This is a genomic window from Pseudomonas sp. NFX183, from assembly GCF_047943075.1.
Lineage (GTDB): Bacteria > Pseudomonadota > Gammaproteobacteria > Pseudomonadales > Pseudomonadaceae > Aquipseudomonas.
This window is the reverse complement of record NZ_CP181333.1, coordinates 2506483-2528287: the sequence shown is the minus strand read 5'-3', so window position 1 is coordinate 2528287 and position 21805 is coordinate 2506483. Positions and strand designations below refer to the sequence as shown.

Annotated in this window: 19 protein-coding genes; 6 read left to right on the top strand and 13 right to left on the bottom strand. The window is 62.5% G+C overall.

The genetic code is table 11. The annotated features are described in order from the left end of the window. Positions 1 to 34 precede the first annotated feature (34 nt). Complete coding sequence (locus tag ACM530_RS11615) at positions 35 to 1414, top strand: DUF2868 domain-containing protein (protein ID WP_416364808.1); 1380 nt, start codon at positions 35 to 37, stop codon at positions 1412 to 1414. Beyond that, positions 1407 to 2774: a GTPase/DUF3482 domain-containing protein gene (locus tag ACM530_RS11610; RefSeq protein ID WP_145157791.1), complete on the top strand. Its 1368-nt coding sequence runs from the start codon at positions 1407 to 1409 to the stop codon at positions 2772 to 2774. Before ACM530_RS11615 ends, ACM530_RS11610 begins: the two co-directional genes overlap by 8 nt. On the opposite strand, the gene ACM530_RS11605 is transcribed toward ACM530_RS11610, so the two are convergent. The 7 genes from ACM530_RS11605 to ACM530_RS11575 all read right to left on the bottom strand — a co-directional run bounded on the left by ACM530_RS11605 (position 2771) and on the right by ACM530_RS11575 (position 11800). Next, positions 2771 to 3325 (bottom strand): phosphonate degradation HD-domain oxygenase, encoded by a 555-nt coding sequence (locus ACM530_RS11605; RefSeq protein ID WP_416365091.1) that lies wholly within the window; start codon positions 3323 to 3325, stop codon positions 2771 to 2773. The genes ACM530_RS11610 and ACM530_RS11605 overlap by 4 nt on opposite strands. Beyond that, positions 3325 to 4458 carry a TIGR03364 family FAD-dependent oxidoreductase gene (locus ACM530_RS11600; protein ID WP_416364807.1) on the bottom strand — a complete coding sequence of 378 codons (1134 nt, stop codon included), beginning with the start codon at positions 4456 to 4458 and terminating at the stop codon, positions 3325 to 3327. The genes ACM530_RS11605 and ACM530_RS11600 overlap by 1 nt, the downstream gene beginning before the upstream one ends. A 125-nt stretch (positions 4459 to 4583) precedes the next feature. Then, positions 4584 to 5606, bottom strand: a complete 1023-nt coding sequence (locus tag ACM530_RS11595; protein ID WP_145157799.1) for a putative 2-aminoethylphosphonate ABC transporter substrate-binding protein — start codon at positions 5604 to 5606, stop codon at positions 4584 to 4586. Between the two features lie 22 nt (positions 5607 to 5628). Continuing rightward, positions 5629 to 7335 (bottom strand): putative 2-aminoethylphosphonate ABC transporter permease subunit, encoded by a 1707-nt coding sequence (locus ACM530_RS11590; protein WP_369301937.1) that lies wholly within the window; start codon positions 7333 to 7335, stop codon positions 5629 to 5631. 1 nt (position 7336) lies between these two features. Continuing rightward, positions 7337 to 8401, bottom strand: coding sequence for a putative 2-aminoethylphosphonate ABC transporter ATP-binding protein (locus tag ACM530_RS11585; protein WP_416364806.1), 1065 nt, complete (start codon positions 8399 to 8401; stop codon positions 7337 to 7339). A gap of 236 nt (positions 8402 to 8637) precedes the next feature. After that, the gene (locus ACM530_RS11580) at positions 8638 to 9501 is read right to left on the bottom strand and encodes a LysR family transcriptional regulator (protein ID WP_369301936.1); all 864 of its coding nucleotides are present in this window, start codon (positions 9499 to 9501) and stop codon (positions 8638 to 8640) included. Between the two features lie 16 nt (positions 9502 to 9517). After that, a complete protein-coding gene (locus ACM530_RS11575; RefSeq protein WP_416364805.1) occupies positions 9518 to 11800 on the bottom strand; it encodes a heavy metal translocating P-type ATPase in 2283 nt (760 codons plus the stop codon). A gap of 85 nt (positions 11801 to 11885) precedes the next feature. Between ACM530_RS11575 and cadR the strand changes: the two genes are divergently transcribed. Next, the gene (gene cadR / locus ACM530_RS11570) at positions 11886 to 12335 is read left to right on the top strand and encodes a Cd(II)/Pb(II)-responsive transcriptional regulator (RefSeq protein ID WP_145157813.1); all 450 of its coding nucleotides are present in this window, start codon (positions 11886 to 11888) and stop codon (positions 12333 to 12335) included. A gap of 140 nt (positions 12336 to 12475) precedes the next feature. Here the strand turns inward: cadR and ACM530_RS11565 are convergent, their stop codons facing one another. Both ACM530_RS11565 and lgt read right to left on the bottom strand, forming a co-directional pair. Beyond that, positions 12476 to 13309 (bottom strand): thymidylate synthase, encoded by an 834-nt coding sequence (locus tag ACM530_RS11565; RefSeq protein WP_106575719.1) that lies wholly within the window; start codon positions 13307 to 13309, stop codon positions 12476 to 12478. 54 nt (positions 13310 to 13363) lie between these two features. Then, positions 13364 to 14176, bottom strand: coding sequence for a prolipoprotein diacylglyceryl transferase (gene lgt, locus ACM530_RS11560; protein WP_056857664.1), 813 nt, complete (start codon positions 14174 to 14176; stop codon positions 13364 to 13366). A gap of 214 nt (positions 14177 to 14390) precedes the next feature. On the opposite strand from lgt, the gene ACM530_RS11555 reads away from it, so the two are divergent. Then, the gene (locus ACM530_RS11555) at positions 14391 to 15137 is read left to right on the top strand and encodes an NRDE family protein (protein WP_416364804.1); all 747 of its coding nucleotides are present in this window, start codon (positions 14391 to 14393) and stop codon (positions 15135 to 15137) included. Between the two features lie 100 nt (positions 15138 to 15237). Here ACM530_RS11555 and ptsP read toward each other — a convergent pair whose 3' ends face one another. Both ptsP and ACM530_RS11545 read right to left on the bottom strand, forming a co-directional pair. Next, positions 15238 to 17517 carry a phosphoenolpyruvate--protein phosphotransferase gene (ptsP, locus tag ACM530_RS11550; protein ID WP_416364803.1) on the bottom strand — a complete coding sequence of 760 codons (2280 nt, stop codon included), beginning with the start codon at positions 17515 to 17517 and terminating at the stop codon, positions 15238 to 15240. 22 nt (positions 17518 to 17539) lie between these two features. Then, positions 17540 to 18019 (bottom strand): RNA pyrophosphohydrolase, encoded by a 480-nt coding sequence (locus ACM530_RS11545; RefSeq protein ID WP_003176750.1) that lies wholly within the window; start codon positions 18017 to 18019, stop codon positions 17540 to 17542. Positions 18020 to 18162: 143 nt separating this feature from the next. Between ACM530_RS11545 and ACM530_RS11540 the strand changes: the two genes are divergently transcribed. After that, positions 18163 to 18819, top strand: a complete 657-nt coding sequence (locus ACM530_RS11540; RefSeq protein WP_416364802.1) for an HAD family hydrolase — start codon at positions 18163 to 18165, stop codon at positions 18817 to 18819. A gap of 111 nt (positions 18820 to 18930) precedes the next feature. On the opposite strand, the gene ACM530_RS11535 is transcribed toward ACM530_RS11540, so the two are convergent. Both ACM530_RS11535 and ilvA read right to left on the bottom strand, forming a co-directional pair. Beyond that, on the bottom strand, positions 18931 to 19344 hold the full coding sequence (locus tag ACM530_RS11535; protein ID WP_416364801.1) for a DUF2269 family protein: 414 nt from the start codon (positions 19342 to 19344) through the stop codon (positions 18931 to 18933). Positions 19345 to 19384: 40 nt separating this feature from the next. Next, complete coding sequence (ilvA, locus tag ACM530_RS11530) at positions 19385 to 20899, bottom strand: threonine ammonia-lyase, biosynthetic (RefSeq protein ID WP_145157825.1); 1515 nt, start codon at positions 20897 to 20899, stop codon at positions 19385 to 19387. Between the two features lie 137 nt (positions 20900 to 21036). Here ilvA and rpiA point away from each other — a divergent pair, with 137 nt between their 5' ends. After that, positions 21037 to 21708 (top strand): ribose-5-phosphate isomerase RpiA, encoded by a 672-nt coding sequence (rpiA, locus tag ACM530_RS11525; RefSeq protein ID WP_005792336.1) that lies wholly within the window; start codon positions 21037 to 21039, stop codon positions 21706 to 21708. Positions 21709 to 21805: the final 97 nt, after the last annotated feature.

Below are 21805 nucleotides of genomic sequence, written 5' to 3'. Positions count from 1 at the left end.
ATGCTCCAACCTCACTTGCTCAACAGGACGGCGCGTGACTGCTCTGAATCCCCTGCACACCCTTTGGCTGACAGAAACCGTGCGCCTGCGTGAAGAACACGCCGGCCCACTCGAAGACCTGGAAGCCAACCGCCTGGCCCGCACGGCCGGTGGCGACTTGCCGACGCGCATCCAGACGCGCGCCCTGCACTTGGCCGAACGCGACGGACTGACCGCCGCCCTCACCCGCTGGCTGCAAGGCGCCCGTTTGGCGTTGGTGCTGTTGGCCGTGGCCGCGGTGATCAGTGGCGCCGGCCTGGCGTTTGCCGCGCTGGGTAACGGCCTGACTCCGGTGAATGTGTTCTGGGCGCTGGGCAGTCTGCTCGGCTTGAATCTGATTCTGCTGCTGAGCTGGGCCTTGGGCCTGGCGTTTGCCGGCGAGCACAGCGCCAGCCTCGGCCGCCTGTGGCTGTGGCTCAGCGAAAAATTCGCGCGTGATGCCAAGGCGGCTCAGCTGGCGCCGGCACTGCTGCTGTTGCTGCAACGCCACAAACTCAATCGCTGGGCAGTGGGTGTGCTGGTCAACAGCCTGTGGTTGCTGGCATTGCTCAGTGCCATGGTGATTTTGCTGACACTGCTGGCCACCCGGCGCTACGGTTTTGTGTGGGAAACCACCATCCTGGGCGCCGACACCTTTGTCGCCGTCACCCAAGCTCTCGGCAGCCTGCCCGCGCTGCTGGGCTTTAACGTGCCGACCGTCGACATGATCCGCGCCAGCGGCGACTCCGCCCTGAATATCGAAAGCGCACGCCAAGCCTGGGCCGCCTGGCTGGTGGGCGTGCTGCTGGTCTACGGCCTGCTGCCGCGGTTGATCCTCGCGCTGCTGTGCCTGTGGCGCTGGAAACGCGGGCGCGCCGCCCTGCGCCTGGACCTCAACCTGCCCGGCTACAGCCCGTTGCGCGAACGCCTGATGCCAAGCAGCGAACGGCTCGGTGTCAACGATGCAGCGCCCGAACAGCTGCACCAGGTCAGCGGTGGCGTCAGCGAACTGCAGAGCGACGGCGCCCTGCTGGTGGCCATCGAACTCGACGATCAACACCCGTGGCCGCCCAAATTACCGGCGAGCATCAAAAACGCCGGCATTCTGGACAGCCGCGAATCGCGCAACAAACTGCTGGAACAGCTCACGCGCTTCCCACCCGCACGCCTGGCCATCGCCTGCGACCCTCGTCGCTCGCCTGACCGTGGCAGCCTGGCGCTGATCGCCGAACTGGCACGCAGCGCCACGGCCACCCGCGTGTGGCTGCTGCAGGCACCGCCCGGCCAGGCGCTGGACGCCGAACGCCTTGGCGATTGGCACGCCGCGTTGCACCAACTCGAACTGCCCTTCGCCGACTGCGCGCCGCTCACATGGCTGGAGACCGGTCATGACTAAACCGCTGAAACTGGCCGTGGTCGGCCACACCAATGTCGGCAAGACGTCGCTTTTGCGCACGCTGACCCGTGACGTCGGCTTCGGCGAAGTCTCCCATCGCCCCAGCACCACGCGGCATGTGGAAGGCGCGCGGTTGTCGGTCGATGGCGAAGCCTTGCTGGAGCTGTACGACACGCCCGGCCTGGAAGACGCGATCGCATTGCTCGATTACCTGGAGCGCCTGGATCGCCCCGGCGAGCGCTTGGACGGCCCGGCACGCCTGGCGCGTTTCCTGGAAGGCAGCGAAGCGCGCCAGCGTTTCGAACAGGAGGCCAAGGTTTTGCGCCAACTGCTGGCCTGCGACGCCGGCCTGTATGTGATCGACGCTCGCGAGCCGGTGCTGGCCAAGTACCGCGACGAGCTGCAAGTGCTGGCCAGTTGCGGCAAGCCGCTGCTGCCGGTGCTCAACTTCGTCAGCAGCAGCGACCACCGCGAACCCGACTGGCGCGAAGCCCTGGCCCGCCTGGGCCTGCATGCGCTGGTGCGGTTCGACAGCGTCGCGCCGCCGGAAGACGGGGAGCGCCGCCTGTATGAAAGCCTGGCCCTGCTGCTGGAGAATGCGCGGCCGCAGCTGGAACGGTTGATCCTCGATCAGCAAGCCCAGCGCCAGGCCCGCCAGCAGAGCGCCGCGCGGTTGATCGCCGAATTGTTGATCGACTGCGCCGCGTGCCGGCGCAGCGTGGTCACCGAGGATGAACAGCAAGCCATCGGCGATTTACGCAAGGCCGTGCGCCAGCGCGAACAAAAATGCGTGGAAGCCCTGCTCAAACTCTTCGGCTTTCGCCCGCAGGACGCCACCGCCAGCGACTTGCCGCTGCTCGACGGCCGTTGGGGCGATGACCTGTTCAACCCCGAAACCCTCAAACAACTTGGCGTGCGCGTCGGCGGCGGGATCGCCGCAGGCGCCGCCGCCGGGGCCGGCGTGGATTTGCTGGTTGGCGGCCTGACCCTGGGCGTCGCCGCGATTGCCGGTGCGATTGCCGGCGGTGCGCTGCAAACCGCGCGCAGCTACGGCAGCCGTCTGCTGGGCAAGATCAAGGGCCATCGTGAGCTGACCGTCGACGACAGCGTGCTGCGCCTGCTCGCCTTGCGCCAGCGCCAGTTGCTCAAGGCCCTGAACCTGCGTGGCCATGCAGCGATGCACAGCATCAAGGTCGACACGCCTCAGGACAAAACCTGGCGCGAGGGCAAGCTGCCGGACGCGCTGCATAAAGCCCGCGCGCACCCGCAATGGTCGTCCCTCAACCCTCACGCCAAACTCAGCCAGGCCGAGCGCCAGGAACAGGTCGAGGCGCTGGCCCTGCGCCTGGATGAACGCTAAGCCGCAAGCAGTCGCCGGGCTTTGGCCTTCAACACTTCAAGGTCCAGCACCGGCACGTGCATGTTTTTGGCCTGCTCATCCCAGTGGCGTATGCGCAGGCTCACCGAACAAAGCGGGTCCTGCTCGAACGCCTGGGCTTCTTCGGCGCTCATCATGCCGCCCTGGTAACCCAGGGTGCGGCGGCTGGCTTCGCTCAACCGGGCGTAATAGGCCGGCTGGCTGAAGGTCAGGTAACGCTTGGCCTGCACGTGATACTCCACCAGCCTGGCCATGCGTTCGCTGAACCCTGCGCGGCGCAAATAATCCGCGCCTAGCCGCTCGTGGCTGGCCACGCCGTAACCGCCCATGTTCTCGCCGCCCTGGCCACAGAGGTGCCCGATGTCGTGGAAAAACGCCGCCAGCACCACTTCATCGTCAAAGCCCTCAGCCATGGCCAGCTGTGCGGCCTGGGACATGTGTTCGATCTGCGACACCGGCTCGCCGATGTAGTCGGCCGTGCCATGCTGCTCGTACAAGCCGAAGAGTTCGGCAATCGCCTGTTCCGGGTTAATCACGCCTCACCCCACACCGTGCTGATGTTTCGTTCGGCCATCGCCGGCCCGACGCTCATCCCCACGCCGGTGTGCATCAACGCCGCGCTCACGCCCGGTGCTACGCGCAGGAACGAAAACGGCCCCGGCCCACGCGCGCCATACACGCCCTGCCAGCGCTCCACCACCTGAACCTTGCAACCCAGGGTCTGCTGCGCCAGTTCGATCATCCAGTCATCGACCTGCTCGGTATTGAACGGCGAGGCATCGCGGCCGTAGTCATGGGAATCACCGATGATCAGGTCGCCATAAGGCGTCGGGCTGATCAGCAAGTGAATGCCGTGTGCATGCAAATGCGGTGCATCGCGCAGGATTTGCGCCTGCACGGGCGCCGCTTCCGGCAAATCGGCGAAGGCGCCGTAATGCACACAACTGAGGCCTGTGAGCAACGCGTGTTGCAGGTTCAGGTTGACGGCTGGGCAGGCGCGCAGCATTTGCAGGCGACAGACACTCGGGTTGAGTTCGGCGATCGATTCCGCCAGCAGGGTTTGGTAGTCGTGGCCGGAGCACACAATGACCTGCTCGCCACGAAAGCTCCCCGCCGTGGTGTGCACGTGGCCGGGCTCAACGTCGCGCACCAGCGTGGAGAAATGAAACTCCACCTTCAATTCGCTGCGAAGGTAGTTGATCAGCGCCGGAATCGCTTCGCGCGAATACAACTGCTGATCGTCCTTGCCATGCAGCGCGGCGCGGTGATGGCGGAACTGGCCGCCATATAGATCTTTCATCGCGGCGCCTTGCAGCAGTTCGACGTTGTAGCCGTAAGCCTGTGCACGACCGGCGCAAAAAGCTTCCAACAGCTGTTCTTCCGCCTCTGTACGCGCAAACAGGTATGAGCCCTTGCGCTTGAGCTGCAGGCCGGCGACCTGCGCCCAATGCCCCCAGATATCACGGCTTTGCAGGGCCAGGTCGAGCATCGGCCCCGGCGGTTGGCCGGTGACCAGCGCCTGGCCAAAGTTGCGCACAGAGGCGCCGAGCGGCGTGGCGCTGCGCTCGAATACCTTGACCTTGAGGCCGCGTTTGGCGGCGGCGTAGGCGTGGGACAGGCCAAGGATGCCGGCGCCGATGATCAATAAGTCGCTGTGTTGTGTCATTAAAGAGTGTCCTGAATTCGAAGCCGCTATCGCAGGCAAGCCAGCTCCCACATTTTGATTTGTGAACACCGTCAAATGTGGGAGCTGGCTTGCCTGCGATGAGGCCATAAGCCCTAACGAAAACCTTACTGACCGGCCACCTTCTCGGACTTGCCGTCATAGCGCTTGCGCCATTCAGTCAGGATGCTGTCGCGGTTTTTCGAGGCCCACGCAAAGTCGTTCTTGATCAGGCGCTGCTCATAATCGGCCGGCAATTCGGTCTGCGGCTTGGCGATACCGGGCTGAGCAAGTACAGCAAAGTTATCTTTGTACAGGTCCATCGCCGCTGCACTGGCGGAGAAGTCAGCGAGCTTTTTAGCTGCATCGGCGTGGGCGGTGCCTTTGATCACGGCAGTCGCTTCAATGTCCCAGCCCAGGCCTTCTTTGGGCAGGATGATGTCCAGCGGCGCGCCCTGGCGTTTCAGTTGAACGGCGGGGTACTCGAAGGAAATACCAATCGGGAATTCACCCGAGGCCGCCAGCTTGCACGGCTTGGAACCGGAGTGAACGTACTGGCCGATGTTCTGGTGCAGGTCGTCCATGTACTGCCAGCCTTGCTTCTCGCCGAAGGTTTGCAGCCAGGCACTGACATCCAAAAAGCCGGTGCCGGAGGAGGCCGGGTTGGGCATCACGATCTTGCCCTTGTACTCAGGCTTGGTCAGGTCTTGCCAGCTCACCGGCTTGGTCAGGCCCTGTTTCTGGGCTTCGATGGTGTTAAAGCAGATGGTTGCGGCCCACACGTCCATACCCACCCACGCCGGCGGGTTGGCAGCGTCGCGGTAGTTTTTGCCGATTTTGTCCAGGCCTTTCGGCGCATAGTTATCCAGCATGCCTTGCTGATCGAGAATCGCCAGGCTAGAGGCCGCCAGCCCCCAGACTACGTCGGCTTGCGGGCGGTCTTTCTCGGCCAGAAGCTTGGCGGTGATGATGCCGGTGGAGTCGCGCACCCATTTGATCTCGACGTCGGGATTGGCCTTTTCGAAGGCCTGCTTGTAGGTCTTCAACTGCTCGGCTTCGAGGGCCGTGTACACGGTCAGCTCGGTCTTGGCGAAGGCATTCAGGCTGAATGCGGTGAGTACGGCAGCGACCAGCGCCAGGGGCTTGAACATGGAGCACCTCCTTCAAGGATGGTTATTGGCCGGGCGCGGTCTGGCGCCAGGCTTGAGAGCGACGCAGTGCGCCACGTGAGGCCCACGCCAGCAGCAGCGAGACGCCGGCCGAGGTGAACAGAATCAAGGTCGACATGGCCGCCGCACCGCCCACGTTGCCGGCGTCGTCCATGTTCAATACGGCGACGGCGGCGAGGATGGTGTCGGGGCTGTAGAGGAAAATTGCGGCCGACACGGTGGTCATCGCCGACACAAACAGGTAGCGCACGATGTCCAGCAGCGCCGGCAGGCAGATCGGCACGGTGACACGCAGGTAGTGGCGGTACAGCGGCGCCTTGAGGGACAGCGCGGCGGCTTCGAATTCGCTGTCGAGCTGGCGCAGCGCCGTGGTCGCGGTCATCTGCGCGGTGGTCAAATAGTGCGCAATGGTGCACACCACCAGCAGGGTCATCGTCCCGTAGAACACATGCAGCGGGTTGCCGCCCAAATTGAAAAAGAACACGTAGCCCAGGCCCAACACCAGGCCCGGCACGGCCATCGGCACAAAGCTGAGCATGCGCAGGGCCAGGTTCAGGCCCTTCTGGCTTTTGGTCTTTTCCATCAGGTAGGCGCCGGTGAAGATCAACACGCTGCCGATCAGCGCCGTGCACAGCGCCATGGTCAGGCTGTTGCGGTAAGCCAGCCAACCGCCGCCGGCCGTGTCTTCGAATTGGTAGTGGTTGAGCGACAACGACAGGTTGTACGGCCAGAATTTCACCAGCGAGGAATACACCGCCATGCCGAATACCAGCAGCAACACCGCGCAGATCAGCAACACAATGGCCAGGTAGCAACCATCGCGCAGCCGCGACGGTGCCGGCTGGAACACCTGAGCGCGGCCGCTCATGGCATCGCCCTGCCGACGGCGCAGCCAGGCATCGACGCCAAAGCTGAACAGCGCCGGCAGCAGCAACACCATGCCGATCAACGCGCCGCGACCGAACTGTTGCTGGCCGACCACCGCCTTGTAGGCTTCCAGCGCCAGCACCTGATAATCGCCGCCGACCACAACGGGCACACCGAAGTCGGTGATGGTCAGGGTGAACACCAGGCAAAACGCGGCGAACACGGCTTGGCGCGTGGCCGGCCAGGTGATGCTGCGAAACGCCCGCGCGGGGCTGGCGCCCATGCTTGATGCCGCATCGAAAAGCCGCGCATCCGCCAGCGACAGAGCCGACAGCAGGATCATCAAAGCGTGTGGGAAGGTGTAGATCACCTCGCCGAGAACAATGCCCCAGAAGCCGTAGATATTGTCCGAGAGCACACCGCGCAACAGGCCTTGGTTGCCGAACAGATACACCAGCGCAATCCCCGGCAGCATCGACGGCGCCATCAACGGCAGCAGTGACAGACCTCGCCACATCGCTTTGCCGGGAATCAGCGTGCGTTGAAGGGCGTAGGCAAACAGATAGGCCAGCGGTACGACGATGGCCGCCACGCTGAGAGAGACTTTCAGGCTATTGCCCAGCAGCCAGTGGAAGTTAGCGCTGGTGAGCATTTCCCGCGCCGCAGCAAGACCGCCGCCCTGCCCGACTTCGCTGCTGAAACCGCGCCAGAAGATTGCCAGCAATGGCAGCAATACGGCGACACCCAGCAGCACCAGCCACAGCAGTTTGCCGCCGAGCACAAAAATACGGTCGCCGTTTTCGGCGCGCGATACCGGGCGCGGCAGGGTCATCACAGCCGCCATCTCAGGCAAACACCTGCAGGCTGCGCGGCGGCAAGGCGACCCAGATGTCCTGGGCACCCAGGCGCGGCATGGCTTCCGGGGCCAACTCAGCCAGCAGCGCGTGGCCGGGCACTTGTTCCAGTTCAAAACGCATGCGGCAGCGGTTACCAAGAAACGTGATTTCGCGAACCTTGGCCGGGAACAGGTTTTCTTCATGCACCGGCGGGTTGACGCTGATGGCTTCCGGGCGGCAGAACAAGCGCCCGGATTTCGCCACGCCTGCATCGTCGGCCAGGCGCATGTTCAGCCCGCCGACCTGGGCATGGCTCGCACTGTTGCGGCTGAACGGCAGCCAGTTACCCTGGCCGACAAACTCCGCCACAAACGGCGTGGCCGGGCGGTCGTAGATTTCCTGGGGCGTGGCGTATTGCTCGACCTTGCCGTTGTTCATCACGGCAATGCGGTCGGCCATCAGCATGGCCTCGTCCTGATTGTGGGTGACCATCAGTGTGGTGATACCCAGGCGCCGCTGCAGCTGACGCAGCTCGGTGCATAAATGCTCGCGCACGCGGGCGTCGAGGGCCGACATGGGCTCGTCGAGCAGCAACAGCGAGGGCGCCGGTGCCAGGGCACGGGCCAGGGCGACGCGTTGTTGCTGGCCGCCGGAAAGCTGGCCGGGGTATTTCTTTTCGCTGCCCAGCAGGCCGACCAGTTCGAGCATCTGGCCGACGCGCTTGCGCACCTCATCGCGGCCGCTGCCGGTGAGGCCGTAGCCGATATTCGCCTCGACGGTGAGGTTGGGAAACAGTGCGTAGGACTGAAACAGAATGCCGTAGTCCCGCGCCTGCGGCGGCAGTAGGGAAACGTCGCGGTTGCCCAGGCGCAGCTCACCGCTGTCCTGGCGTTCAAGGCCGGCGATGCAGCGCAGCAAGGTGGTCTTGCCGCAACCGGACGGGCCCAGCAGGCACACCAGCTCGCCAGCGGCGACGTCCAGGGACACATTGTCCAGCGCAGTAAAGGCACCGAAGCGTTTGTGGATACCGCGCACCGTCATCGGCGCGCCGGGGTGGGTCAGGGCTGTGTTCATGGAGGCACCTCATCAAACGGATGAAGGCCATGCTAGGTGGGCAATGCGTACCTGATGTGGCAGGAAGGCAAAATGCGGTGATAGTGGTATTGGTGGATTTGGGTAGGATTTGGAGGCTGTGTCGTCAGGGCTGACGCCATCGCGGGCAAGCCCGTTCCCACATTTTGATGTGTGAACGCATTCAAAGGTGGGAGCTGGCTTGCCTGCGATGGCGATTCAAAGGCCACCAGCAAGGTTCAGAGGGGCGACATTTCCTGCGCCAACCCAAGAAACGCCGCCGGCAGGCGCGCCGACTTGCGTTCCTTGAGGCAGTACAAATACTCCGCAATCTGCGGCGCGTTCTCGATGGTCAGCACGCGCAACTGCGGGTCATGAGGCACTTCCTGACGAGCGATGATGCTGATGCCGATGTTGCGCAGCACCGCCTCGCGGATCGACTCACGGCTGCCAATCTCCAGCAACGGCCCGTAACTCACCCCGGCGCCCTGCAGCATTTCTTCGCTCAGCCGCCGCGTGGTAGAGCCCGCCTCACGCATCAGCAAGGTATGCCCGGCCAACGCATTGAGCGGCACGTGATCGAGCGTGGCCAGGGGATGATTGCGGTGCACCGCCAACACCAAAGGATCGGTGCCCAGCACGCGGCGAATCAGGCGGGGGTCTTCCAGCAGTTGGGAGGACGCGGCGACATCGACGCGGTAATCGTCCAGCGCTTCAAGCACCTGCTGGGAGTTGCCGATTTCCACCGACACCTCCACTTGCGGCAGGCGTTCGCGAAAGGCTTTGACCAGGTCGAGGATATAGTACGGCGCCGTTGCGGCAATCCGTAACGTGCCCTGGACCTGTCCGTTGTTGCGCAGGAAGAACTCGATGTCGGCTTCCTGCTGCAACAGCGCCTTGACCATCGGCAGCAGGCGCGCGCCGTCGTCGCTGACGGTAAGGCGGCGCCCGCCACGGTAGAACAGCTCAACACCGTATTGGCTTTCCAGGTTGCGAATCTGGGTAGTCACCGTGGGCTGGCTCAGCCCGAGTTTTTTCGCCGCCTGGGTAATGCTGCCCAGGCGGGCGACCATAAAAAACGCCTTTAACTCGGCACTCAGCACACCACCCTCACATCAATTATTTGCGCAACAGGCGCAGGCCATTGAACACCACCAGCAGGCTGACGCCCATGTCGGCGAACACCGCCATCCACATGGTCGCCATGCCGAGGAAGGTGACTGCGAGGAAGATCGCCTTGATCACCAGCGCCAAAGCGATGTTCTGCTTGAGGATACTCGACGTTTGCCGGGAGAGCCGAATGAAAGCCGGGATCTTGCGCAAATCATCGTCCATCAAGGCCACGTCGGCGGTCTCGATGGCGGTGTCGGTACCGGCGGCGGCCATGGCAAAACCGATCTCGGCGCGGGCCAGCGCCGGGGCATCGTTGATGCCGTCGCCGACCATGCCCACGCGGTGGCCTTGGCCGTAGAGGGTTTCGATGGCTTGCAGTTTGTCGGTGGGCAACAGGTCGCCCTGGGCCTGGTCGATGCCGACCTGGGCCGCAATCGCCTGGGCGGTGTGGGTGTTGTCGCCCGTAAGCATCAGGGTCTTGATGCCCAGGTCGTGCAGTTGCTGGATGGCTTCGCGGCTGCTGTCCTTGACCGTGTCGGCCACGGCGAACAATGCCAGCGGGCCGGACTTGTCGAGCAGCAACACCACGGACTTGCCTTGTTTCTCCAGCGCGAAGAGCTTTTCTTCAAGCTCGGGTGAACACAGGCCAAGGTCTTCCACCAGGCGGTGGTTACCCAAGTGATAGGTTTCACCGTTGATATCGCCGCGCACACCACGCCCGGCCAGGGCCTCGAAGTTATCCACAACGTGGCTCTGCAGGTTTTTATCCACAGCCGCATTGGCGATGGCCAGCGACACCGGGTGGTCGGAGCGACCGGCCAGGCTGGCAGCCAGGGCCGGCGCACTGTCTTCGAGATTGGGAAACAGCGCCAGGTAATCGGTTTGCACCGGCTTGCCGTGGGTGATCGTGCCGGTTTTGTCGAGGGCCAGGTAGTCGAGCTTGTAACCGCCCTCCAGGTACACGCCGCCTTTGATCAGGATGCCTTTACGCGCTGCCGCGGCCAGGCCGCTGACGATGGTCACCGGGGTGGAGATCACCAATGCACAGGGGCACGCGACTACCAACAGCACCAGGGCGCGGTAGATCCAGTCGAACCAGACGCCCGCCATGAACAGTGGCGGGATAATCGCCACACCCAGGGCAAACAAGAACACCGCCGGGGTGTAAACCTTGGCGAAGGTGTCGACAAAGCGCTGGGTGGGCGCCCGAGCGCCTTGGGCCTGTTCCACGGCGTGAATAATGCGCGCCAGCGTTGAGTTGTTCGCCGCTGCGGTGACCTTGTATTCCAGCGAACCGGCCTGGTTGATGGTGCCGGCGAAGACTTTATCGCCCACGCCCTTTTCAATCGGCAGGCTTTCGCCGGTGATCGGCGCTTGGTCGATGGTGGATTGGCCAGCGGTGACTTCACCGTCCAGGCCGATGCGCTCGCCGGGCTTAACCCGCACGATGGCGCCAAGTTCGATGCTTTTGACTTCTTGTTCGATCCACCCACCGTCGGCTTGCTGCACCGTGGCTTGTTCCGGGGTCATCTGCATCAAGCCACTGATGGCATTGCGTGCGCGGTCCAGGGACTTGGCTTCGATCAACTCGGCGACGGTGAACAGGAACATCACCATCGCTGCTTCCGGCCATTGGCCGATCAGGATCGCGCCGGTGACTGCGATGCTCATCAGCGCGTTGATGTTCAGATTGAGGTTCTTGAGCGCGATCCAGCCTTTTTTGTAGGTGGTGAGGCCGCCGCTGAGGATCGACACCAGTGCCACCAGTGCAATCACCCACGTCGGGGCTACGCCGGTGAAATGCAGCACTTCAGCGCCCAGCGCACCAACGCCGGACAGCGCCAGCGGCCACCAGTGTTTCTTGGCCGGCGGTGCAGCGGCAGGGGCGCCTTCTTCGATCGGGTCGGCCTGCATGCCGATGGATTTGATCGCGTCGATGATCGGCGCAGTGCTCGGCAGGTCATGGGTGACGCCGAGGATACGGTTGATCAGGTTGAATTCCAGCTGCTGCACGCCAGCGAGCTTGCCCAGTTTGTTCTGGATCAGCGTCTGCTCGGTGGGGCAGTCCATGGCTTCGATGCGAAAGGTGCTCAGGCGCGAGCCGGCGGTCGGCGCTTCGCTCAATGTGACCACGGCGGGCGCTGCCTTGCTGGAGCAGCAAGTGTCGCCGTGGCTGGCGTGGTCGTGCTTTTTGACCGGCGTCAGTTTGGCGCCGTGGTCGTGGCTATGGTCATGGTCATGATCGTGCTTGTGATCATGCTTTTTTGGGGTGTGGATGGAGTCGCTCATTCTGTCGCGTCCGTAAAGGTGCCTGTTGCCAAGTAAAGACCCTGTAGCCACTATAGGGTCAAGCACCCATTTGGAGATTGCTGCGATGAAGATCGGTGAATTGGCCAAACTGACCGACTGTCAGGTGGAAACCATCCGTTATTACGAGAAGGAAGGCTTGCTGCCGCCCCCGGCGCGCACCGATGCCAACTACCGCGTGTACACCCAGGCGCACACCGAGCGGCTGATCTTTATCCGCAACTGCCGCAGCCTGGACATGACCCTCGAAGAAATCCGCAGCCTGCTCGGACTACGCGACAGTCCTCAGGACCAATGCGAAAGCGTGAATGCGTTGATTGATGAGCATATCCACCACGTGAAAGCGCGGATCGATGGGCTGCTGGCGTTACAGGAGCAATTGCTGGACCTGCGCCAACGCTGCGGCGGTGGGCCGGGAATGGATCAATGCGCGATTTTGCAGCGGCTGGAGGTCAGCGGCAGTGTGGCAGCCAGCGAGGCGGAGCCTTCGCATGTGGGCAGAAGCCACGGCCATTAACTCTAGTGAACAGGGTTCTAATGTGGGAGGGGGCTTGCCCCCGATGGCAGTCTGTCAGTCACTAACCGGGTGACTGAACCACTGCTATCGGGGGCAAGCCCCCTCCCACACAATCCCATCCATTGAGACCAAGACAGTCTTTAGATGGCCACGTCAGCCTTGATGCTTGGGTCCGCGTCGTAGCCGACGATTTCAAAGTCTTCGAACTTATAGTCGTAGATCGACGCAGGTTTGCGCTTGATCACCAGTTCCGGCAGCTTTTTCGGCGTGCGCGCCAGCTGAGTGCGGATCTGTTCCATGTGGTTGCTGTACGCGTGGGTGTCGCCAGTGGTGACGATGATCTCGTGCGGGATCAGGTCGCATTGCTGGGCCAGCATGTGGGTCAGCAACGCCAGCGCGGCGGTGTTGTACGGCAGGCCGAGAAAAACGTCGGAGCTGCGGATGTACAACTGCATCGACAGATGGCCGTCATGCACAAACGCCTGGTACAGCAGGTGGCACGGTGGCAGCGCTTGCTTGCCGTTGCGCGCGTTTTCCTGCGGGCTCTTGGTTTCGTCCGGCAGGTATTCGACGTTCCAGCCGTGGAACAGGATGCGACGGCTGTTGGGGTTGTTCTTCAACGTGTCGACCATGTAGTCGATCTGGTTGATCTTGCCGCCGTCCTTGGTCGGCCAGGCGGTCCACTGCTCGCCGTACACCGGGCCCAGGTCGCCGTCTTCGGTGGCCCATTCGTCCCAGATTTTCACGCCGTTTTCGTTGAGCCACTTGATGTTGGTGTTGCCACTCAACATCCAGATCAGTTCGTTGGCGATGCTCTTGAAATGAAGCTTCTTGGTGGTCAGCAGCGGGAAGCCGTCGGCCAAGTTATGCCGATACTGACGGGCGAACACAGCCTTGGTGCCGGTGCCGGTGCGATCGCCCTTGGTCAATCCATTGGTCACGACGTCGTTCAGTAGTTCGAGATATTGCTTCATGTTTTTACCCGTATCGTTGAAGCCGAGGCTACGCAAAAGCCTCGGCATTCGAATTTAAAGCGCGGCGTTCTTGATGCCCTGCGGACGGTTGTAAGCCCACCACAGCAGGCCCAGGCCCGCCAGAATCATCGGCATGCTGAGGATCTGGCCCATGGTCAACCAGCCCCACGCCAGGTAGCCCAGCTGTGCATCCGGCACACGCACGAACTCGACGATAAAGCGGAAGATCCCGTAGAACAGCGCGAACATCCCCGACACGGCCATGGTTGGGCGTGGCTTGCGCGAGAAGATGTACAGAATCAGGAACAGTGCCACACCTTCCAGGGCGAACTGGTAGAGCTGCGACGGATGGCGCGGCAACTGCGCCGGGTCGCTGAATGGCGGGAACACCATGGCCCACGGCACGTCGGTCGGCTTGCCCCACAGCTCGGCGTTGATGAAGTTACCGATCCGCCCGGCACCCAGGCCAATCGGCACGAACGGTGCGACGAAGTCCATCAGCTGGAAGAACGACTTGCCGTTGCGACGACCAAACCACCACGCGGCGATCATCACGCCGACAAACCCACCGTGGAATGCCATGCCGCCCTTCCACACTTCGAAAATCAGCGTCGGGTTGGCGATATAGGCTGGCAGGTCGTAAAACAGCACATACCCGAGCCGCCCGCCGACAATTACGCCCATCGACATCCAGAACACCATGTCGGAGAGCTTCTCCTTGGTCCAGGTCGGGTCGAAACGGTTCAGGCGCCGGGAAGCCAGCAGCCAGGCACCGCCGATGCCGATCAGGTACATCAACCCGTACCAATGGATTTGCAGCGGACCGATAGCCACGGCCACCGGGTTGATCTGCGGGTAAGGCAGCATTGCGACTCCTCGTTAAATCATTAGTCATGACGCACCGGACCATGCCGGTGTGCGATTAAGCCTGCGTTACAGCCGCTATTTCAAATTAAGAAGTTCACACGCGCCCAATAGCCACGCATGTTAACGGATGGAAGGCGTGCGGCCCAACTTCGATACGATGGAACGCCCGCCGTTGTGTGGGTAGAGTGAGGGAAAACACAAAAGGGATCGCCTGATGTGCCTGATAGTTTTCGCCTGGCGGCCGGGCCACGCCCAACCGCTGATCGTCGCGGCCAACCGTGATGAGTTCTACGCCCGCCCCAGCCTGCCGCTGGCCCAATGGCCGGATGCGCCGCACATTTACGCCGGCCGCGACCAGGAAGCCGGTGGCACCTGGTTGGGGGTAAACGCCGAGGGGCGTTTTGCGGCCCTGACCAATATCCGCGACCCGCACCAGCCGCCGTCACGTAAGTCACGCGGGGAACTGGTGGCACGATTCCTCGCCGGTTCGCTGTCAATTGACGACTACTTAGCCGACGTTAACGGCCGTTCGATTGAATATTCCGGATTTAACCTGTTAGTGGGCACGCAGAACGAGCTGTGGCATTACAACGCCAATGAGACTACGCCGACACAACTGAAGGCCGGGGTTTATGGGTTGTCCAACGCCGGGCTGGATACGCCATGGCCGAAGCTGCTCAAGGCCAAGGCGGCGTTTAGCGAATTACTGGAAAACCCGCAGCCGGAGGCTTTGCTGGACATCTTGAGCGACCCGCAAACCGCGCCGTTTGCGGACTTGCCGGACACCGGCGTGGGGTTGGCGACCGAAAGTCTGCTGTCGAGCGTGTTCATCGCCAGCCCCAGTTATGGGACGCGGGCGAGCACGGCATTGATTGTGAATGCCGACGGGACGCGGCAGATGGTCGAGCGCAGCTTTGGGCCGCTGGGTGGTCGGCTGGGCGAGGTAGAACTCAGGATTTAGCGGCGCTTGGGCCGGCCTCATCGCAGGCAAGCCAGCTCCCACAGTGTGGAATGCATTCCCCTGTGGGAGCCGGGCTTGCCCGCAATGGAGGCCCCTCGGTCTAGAGGGTTTTTGCAGAAGCCGGGTTGATCATCCGCGTCAGCCCCAGGTTCTTCAGCGCCAACTGCAGCGAGCTGTGGATAACTTGCGGGTTGTCGATGGTCATCAGTTCGGCGAGCAATTCCTTGGCCATGTTCAGGTTCACCTGGCGCAGCATCCACTTCACCTTCGGCAAGTTGGTGGCGTTCATCGACAAGCTGTCAAAGCCCATCGCCATCAACAGCACCGCTGCGGCCGGGTCGCCGGCCATTTCACCGCAGATGCTCACCGGCTTGCCTTCGGCATGGGCGTCGCGCACCACGTGTTGCAGCGCTTGCAGCACGGCTGGGTGCAGGTAGTCGTAGAGGTCGGCCACCCGCGGGTTGTTGCGGTCCACGGCCAGCAGGTATTGGGTCAAGTCGTTGGAGCCGACCGAAAGGAAGTCCACCTGCCGCGCCAGTTCTTTGGCCTGGTACACCGCCGCCGGAATTTCGATCATCACGCCAATCGGCGGCATCGGCACGTCGGCGCCTTCGTCACGGACTTCGCCCCAGGCGCGGTGAATCAAATGCAGAGCCTCTTCCAGCTCATGGGTGCCGGAGATCATCGGTAGCAGAATGCGCAGGTTGTTCAGGCCTTCGCTGGCCTTGAGCATGGCGCGGGTCTGTACGAGGAAAATTTCAGGGTGGTCGAGGGTCACGCGAATGCCGCGCCAGCCAAGGAAGGGGTTGTCCTCCTTGATCGGGAAGTAGGACAGTGACTTATCGCCGCCGATGTCCAGGCTGCGCATCGTCACCGGCAACGGGTGGAAGGCTTGCAGTTGCTCGCGATAAATCGCCAGCTGCTCCTTCTCGCTCGGGAACCGTTGGTTGATCATGAACGGCACTTCGGTGCGGTACAGCCCTACCCCTTCGGCGCCGCGCTGTTGCGCGCGGGCCACATCGGCGAGCAGGCCGGTGTTGACCAGCAGCGGCACGCGGTGGCCGTCGAGGGTCACGCACGGCAGTTCGCGCAGCGAATCCAGGCCCAGCGCCAGTTGTTTCTCTTCTTCCACCACCTCGGCGTATTGCTTGCGCAAAAGCTCGCTGGGGTTGGTGAAGACTTCGCCGCGATGGCCATCGACGATCATGTCGATGCCGTCGACCTTGGAATACGGCAGGTCCACCAGGCCCATGACCGTCGGAATACCCATGGCCCGGGCCAGGATCGCGACGTGGGAGTTACCCGAACCCAGCACCGAAACCAGGCCCACCAGTTTGCCTTCCGGCACTTCGCCGAGCATGGTGGCGGTCAGCTCTTCACTGATCAGGATGGTGTCGTCGGGGTAGACCAGGTTGGTGGTGCGGTCTTCCTGCAGGTAGGCCAACAGACGGCGACCAAGGTCACGCACATCCGAGGCACGCTCGCGCAGGTAGGCGTCGTCCATCAACTCGAAACGGTTGACGTGATCGGTGACCACTTGGCGCAGCGCGCCCTGGGCCCACTGGCCGGTCTTGATCACGGTTTTGACTTCATTACCCAGCGACGCGTCGTCGAGCATCATCTGGTACACGTCGAACAGCGCGCGCTCTTCGGGGCGCAGTTGCGTGGCCAGCTTGGTCGACAGGTTGCGCATGTCGGCGCGCACGCCTTCCAGGGCGGTCTTGAACAGTTTGATTTCGGCGTCGATGTCGTGGACGGTCTTGTCCGGCACCACATCGAGGTCGGCCGGTGGCAGCATGACCACCGCCGTACCGACGGCAGCACCCGGCGAACCCGGCACGCCGACGAACTTGGCTTCCTGGATGCCCTTGCCCTGACGGCCCAGGCCGCGAATCGAGCCCGTCGCCTCGGCGTGGGCAATAACCCCGGCAAGCTGCGCGCTCATGGTCACGAGGAAGGCTTCTTCACCTTCGTCGAACTGGCGACGCTCTTTTTGCTGGATGACCAACACGCCGACAACGCGGCGGTGGTGAATGATCGGTGCGCCGAGGAACGAGGCGTAGCGCTCTTCGCCGGTTTCGGCAAAGTAGCGGTAACGCGGGTGATCAGCCGCGTTTTCGAGGTTCAGGGGTTCTTCACGCGTCCCCACCAAGCCCACCAGACCTTCATTGGGCGCCATGCTGACCTTGCCGATGGAGCGCTTGTTCAGGCCCTCGGTGGCCATCAGCACAAAACGGTTGGTCTCGGGGTCCAGCAGGTAAACCGAGCAGACCTGGCTGCCCATGGCTTCCTTGACGCGCAACACAATAATCCCCAACGCCGCCTTGAGATCCTTGGCGGAGTTAACTTCCTGGACGATCTTGCGCAGCGTATTGAGCATGGCTCGGGGTCGAACTCCGTCGTCAGTCGCGCGCTAAAAGGCGCGGGGCAAGCTCTTTGAGAGCGCGACGATAAACCTCGCGCTTGAATGTCACCACCTGGCCCAACGGGTACCAATAGCTGACCCAACGCCAGCCATCGAACTCCGGTTTACCGGTCAAATCCATCCGCACCCGCTGCTCGTTGGAGATCAGGCGCAGGAGAAACCATTTCTGCTTCTGGCCGATGCACAGCGGTTGGCTGTGGGTACGCACCAGGCGTTGCGGCAAACGATAGCGCAACCAGCCCCGGGTACAGGCCAGAATTTGCACATCTTCGCGCTCAAGGCCGACTTCTTCATTCAACTCACGGTACAAGGCGTCTTCAGGGGTTTCGTCGGGGTTGATTCCACCTTGAGGAAACTGCCAGGCATCTTGGTTGATTCGGCGAGCCCATAGCACCTGTCCGGCATCATTCGTAAGAATAATCCCGACATTAGGACGGAAACCATCGGGGTCGATCACGGCAACAACCTCGCAAACGCATGTCGCCGCATTGTTCCACAAAGGTTGTTCCAGCGGCAACGAGGCTTCTTACCTTATGTGCACTCTTGTGAAAAGACCGTATTCTGGACGCCTTTTTACAGACTTTTCAGCGAGTAACTGCAATGCGCCTGGCTTTATTCGACTTGGACAACACGCTTCTGGGCGGTGACAGCGATCACGCCTGGGGCGATTACCTCTGCGAACGCGGGATTCTCGACGCGGTGGCCTACAAGGCCCGCAACGACGAGTTTTACCAGGACTACCTGGCCGGCACGCTGGATAACGCCGAGTACCTGAACTTCTGCCTGGAAATCCTCGGCCGCACCGAGATGGCCCAGTTGAACGAGTGGCACAACGATTACATGCGCGACTGCATCGAGCCGATCATGCTGCCCAAGGCCGTGGAACTGCTGGCCAAACACCGCGCTGCGGGCGATAAGCTGGTGATCATCACCGCCACCAACCGCTTCGTCACCGCACCAATTGCCGCACGCCTGGGCGTTGAAACCCTGATCGCCACTGAATGCGAGATGGAAAATGGCCGCTACACCGGGCGCAGCACCGATGTGCCGTGCTTCCGTGAGGGCAAGGTGACGCGCCTGAATCGTTGGCTGGAAGAAACCGGGTACAGCCTGGAAGACAGCTACTTCTACAGCGACTCGATGAACGATTTGCCGTTGCTGGAGCAAGTGACCCACCCGATGGCAGTGGACCCGGATCCGAATTTGCGGGCTGAGGCCCAGAAGCGTGGCTGGCCGGTGATTACGCTGCGTAGCTGATGGCCCTATCGGGGGCAAGCCCCCTCCCACACTCGACCGCATTCCAAAGGATCTACTCGGTTAAATGTGGGAGGGGGCTTGCCCCCGATGCAGCCGACGCGGTCTCAAGCCTTAAACCGGCTTGGCACCCATCAACCCGGCAATCGCCACAAACCCCACCAGGCTGACCACCGCCAGCACCAACGTGAAATTCAGGCTACCGCCCTCGCCTTTACGCAGGCGATTAAGCCGCGCCACCAGCCAGAACCAGGCCAGCGCCGCCACGGTGTAGAGGATGCTGGAGTCCAGAATCCAGGTTTGCCCCAGCGGCCAGCCGGTCATATGCACCAGCCACCAGCCGGTAAACGGCATGCTGACCATGCACACCCCCATCAGCAACCACACAAACGCCCACGGACGTTGCACGGTAGCGGTCGGACCGACGCTGCGTTTGCGCCAGGCCAGTACCGCAAGGCCCAGGCCGCTGAGCAGCAGTAACACAGTGGCGGTGATGTGGATCACCTTGAGGGTGGTCAGCGTTTCCATGGTCTTGATTCCTTGAAGGCCGCTCAGTCAGCGTAGTCGCTTAACCGAGGAACAGCTGGTAGGCCGGGTTTTCGCTTTCATCCCAGTACGGGTAGCCGATTTGCGCCAAGGCCGCCGGCACCAGATGGCGCTCGTCCGCCGGCACTTGCAGGCCTGCGACCACACGGCCATCGGCCGCGCCGTGGTTGCGGTAGTGGAACATCGAGATGTTCCAGCGCCCGCCCAGTTTGTTGAGAAAGTTGAACAGCGCGCCCGGACGCTCCGGGAACTCGAAACGGAACACCAGTTCATCGCTGACTTTGGCCGCATGCCCGCCGACCATGTGGCGGATGTGCAACTTGGCCAGTTCGTTCTCGGTCAGGTCCAGCACCGGGAAACCCTGACTGGTGAGGCTGGCGATCAGCGCGCTGCGCGGGTCGTTTTCCGGGTGCGTCTGCACGCCGACGAAGATGTGCGCCTCGCGGCCGGAGTGGTAGCGGTAGTTGAATTCGGTGATCTGGCGCTTGCCCACGGCCTCGCAGAACGCCTTGAAGCTGCCCGGTTGCTCGGGAATGGTCACCGCGATGATGGCTTCGCGGCCTTCACCCAGCTCGGCGCGTTCGGCCACGTGGCGCAGGCGGTCGAAGTTGACGTTGGCGCCGGAGTCGATGGCCACCAGGGTTTGCCCGGTGATGCCCCGCGTTTCCACGTATTTCTTGATACCCGCCACGCCAAGCGCGCCAGCAGGCTCGGTGATGGAGCGCGTGTCGTCGTAGATGTCCTTGATCGCCGCGCAGATTTCATCGGTGCTGACGGTGATCACTTCGTCCACATAGTCTTTGCAGATGTCGAAGGTGTGCTGGCCGATCTGTGCTACCGCCACGCCATCGGCGAAGATGCCGACGGTTGGCAGCACCACACGCTCGCCCGCCGCCATGGCGGCCTGCAGGCAGTTGGAGTCATCCGGCTCGACACCGATGATCTTGATTTCAGGGCGCAGGTATTTCACGTACGCCGCAATACCGGCGATCAGCCCGCCGCCGCCCACCGGTACGAAAATCGCGTCCAGCGGCCCAGGGTGCTGACGCAGAATCTCCATCGCCACGGTGCCCTGCCCGGCAATGGTGTGCGGATCATCGTAGGGGTGAATGTAGACGTAGCCTTTTTCGTCGACCAGTTTGAGCGAGTAGGCCAGGGCTTCCGGGAAGGAATCGCCGTGCAGCACCACTTTGCCGCCACGCGAACGCACGCCTTCAACTTTGATTTCCGGGGTGGTCTTGGGCATCACGATGGTGGCCTTGACCCCCAGCACCTTGGCCGCCAGGGCCAGGCCCTGGGCGTGGTTGCCGGCAGACGCGGTGACCACGCCGCGCGCACGTTCCTCGCTGCTCAGTTGGGTCAACTTGTTGTAGGCGCCGCGAATCTTGAACGAGAACACCGGCTGCAAGTCTTCACGCTTGAGCCAGACCTTGTTGCCCAGCCGCTCGGAGAGCTGGCGGGCGGTCTGCAAGGGGGTTTCTACGGCAACGTCGTAGACGCGCGAGGTGAGGATCTTTTTGACGTACTGTTCAAGCATCGGCGGGAATCACTGAGCAGGTTGGGCAGGGCCAAGGAGTCTAACCCGGCTTTTGGCCGGGCGACCACACGAATCCCGAGGTTTTGTTGGGTTATACTCGCCGCCCTCGATAACTCCCCGCCCGTTCCGGAGCCCGCATGACCCAGGATCAACTCAAACAGGCAGTGGCCCAGGCCGCCGTCGATTTAATCCTTCCTAAACTCGACGACAAGAGCATCGTCGGTGTCGGCACCGGCTCCACCGCCAACTGCTTTATCGATGCGCTGGCCCAACACAAAGGCGCGTTTGACGGCGCCGTGGCCAGCTCCGAAGCCACCGCCGCACGCCTCAAGGGCCATGGCATTCCGGTGTACGAGCTCAACACCGTGAGCGACCTGGAGTTCTATGTTGACGGCGCCGATGAAAGCGACGAACACCTGAACCTGATCAAAGGCGGCGGCGCCGCCCTGACCCGCGAGAAGATCGTCGCGGCCGTGGCCAAGACCTTTATCTGCATCGCCGACGCCAGCAAGCTGGTGCCGGTCCTCGGCGCATTCCCGCTGCCGGTGGAAGTGATCCCGATGGCCCGCAGCCACGTGGCCCGCGAGCTGGTCAAGCTGGGCGGCGACCCGGTGTACCGCGAAGGCGTGTTGACCGACAACGGCAACATCATCATTGATGTGTTCAACATGCAGATCACCAACCCGGTGGAGCTAGAGACGCAGATCAATGCGATCGTCGGCGTGGTGACCAATGGGTTGTTCGCCGCGCGTCCGGCGGACGTATTGCTGCTGGGCACCTCTGAAGGCGTGAAAACCCTCAAAGCTTAAAAAACCGCGAATCCCCCTGCGGGATCCGGGTTTGTGTGGGAGCGGGCTTGCTCGCGAATGCGGTATGTCAGTCGCTGGATCAGTTGCCTGACACACC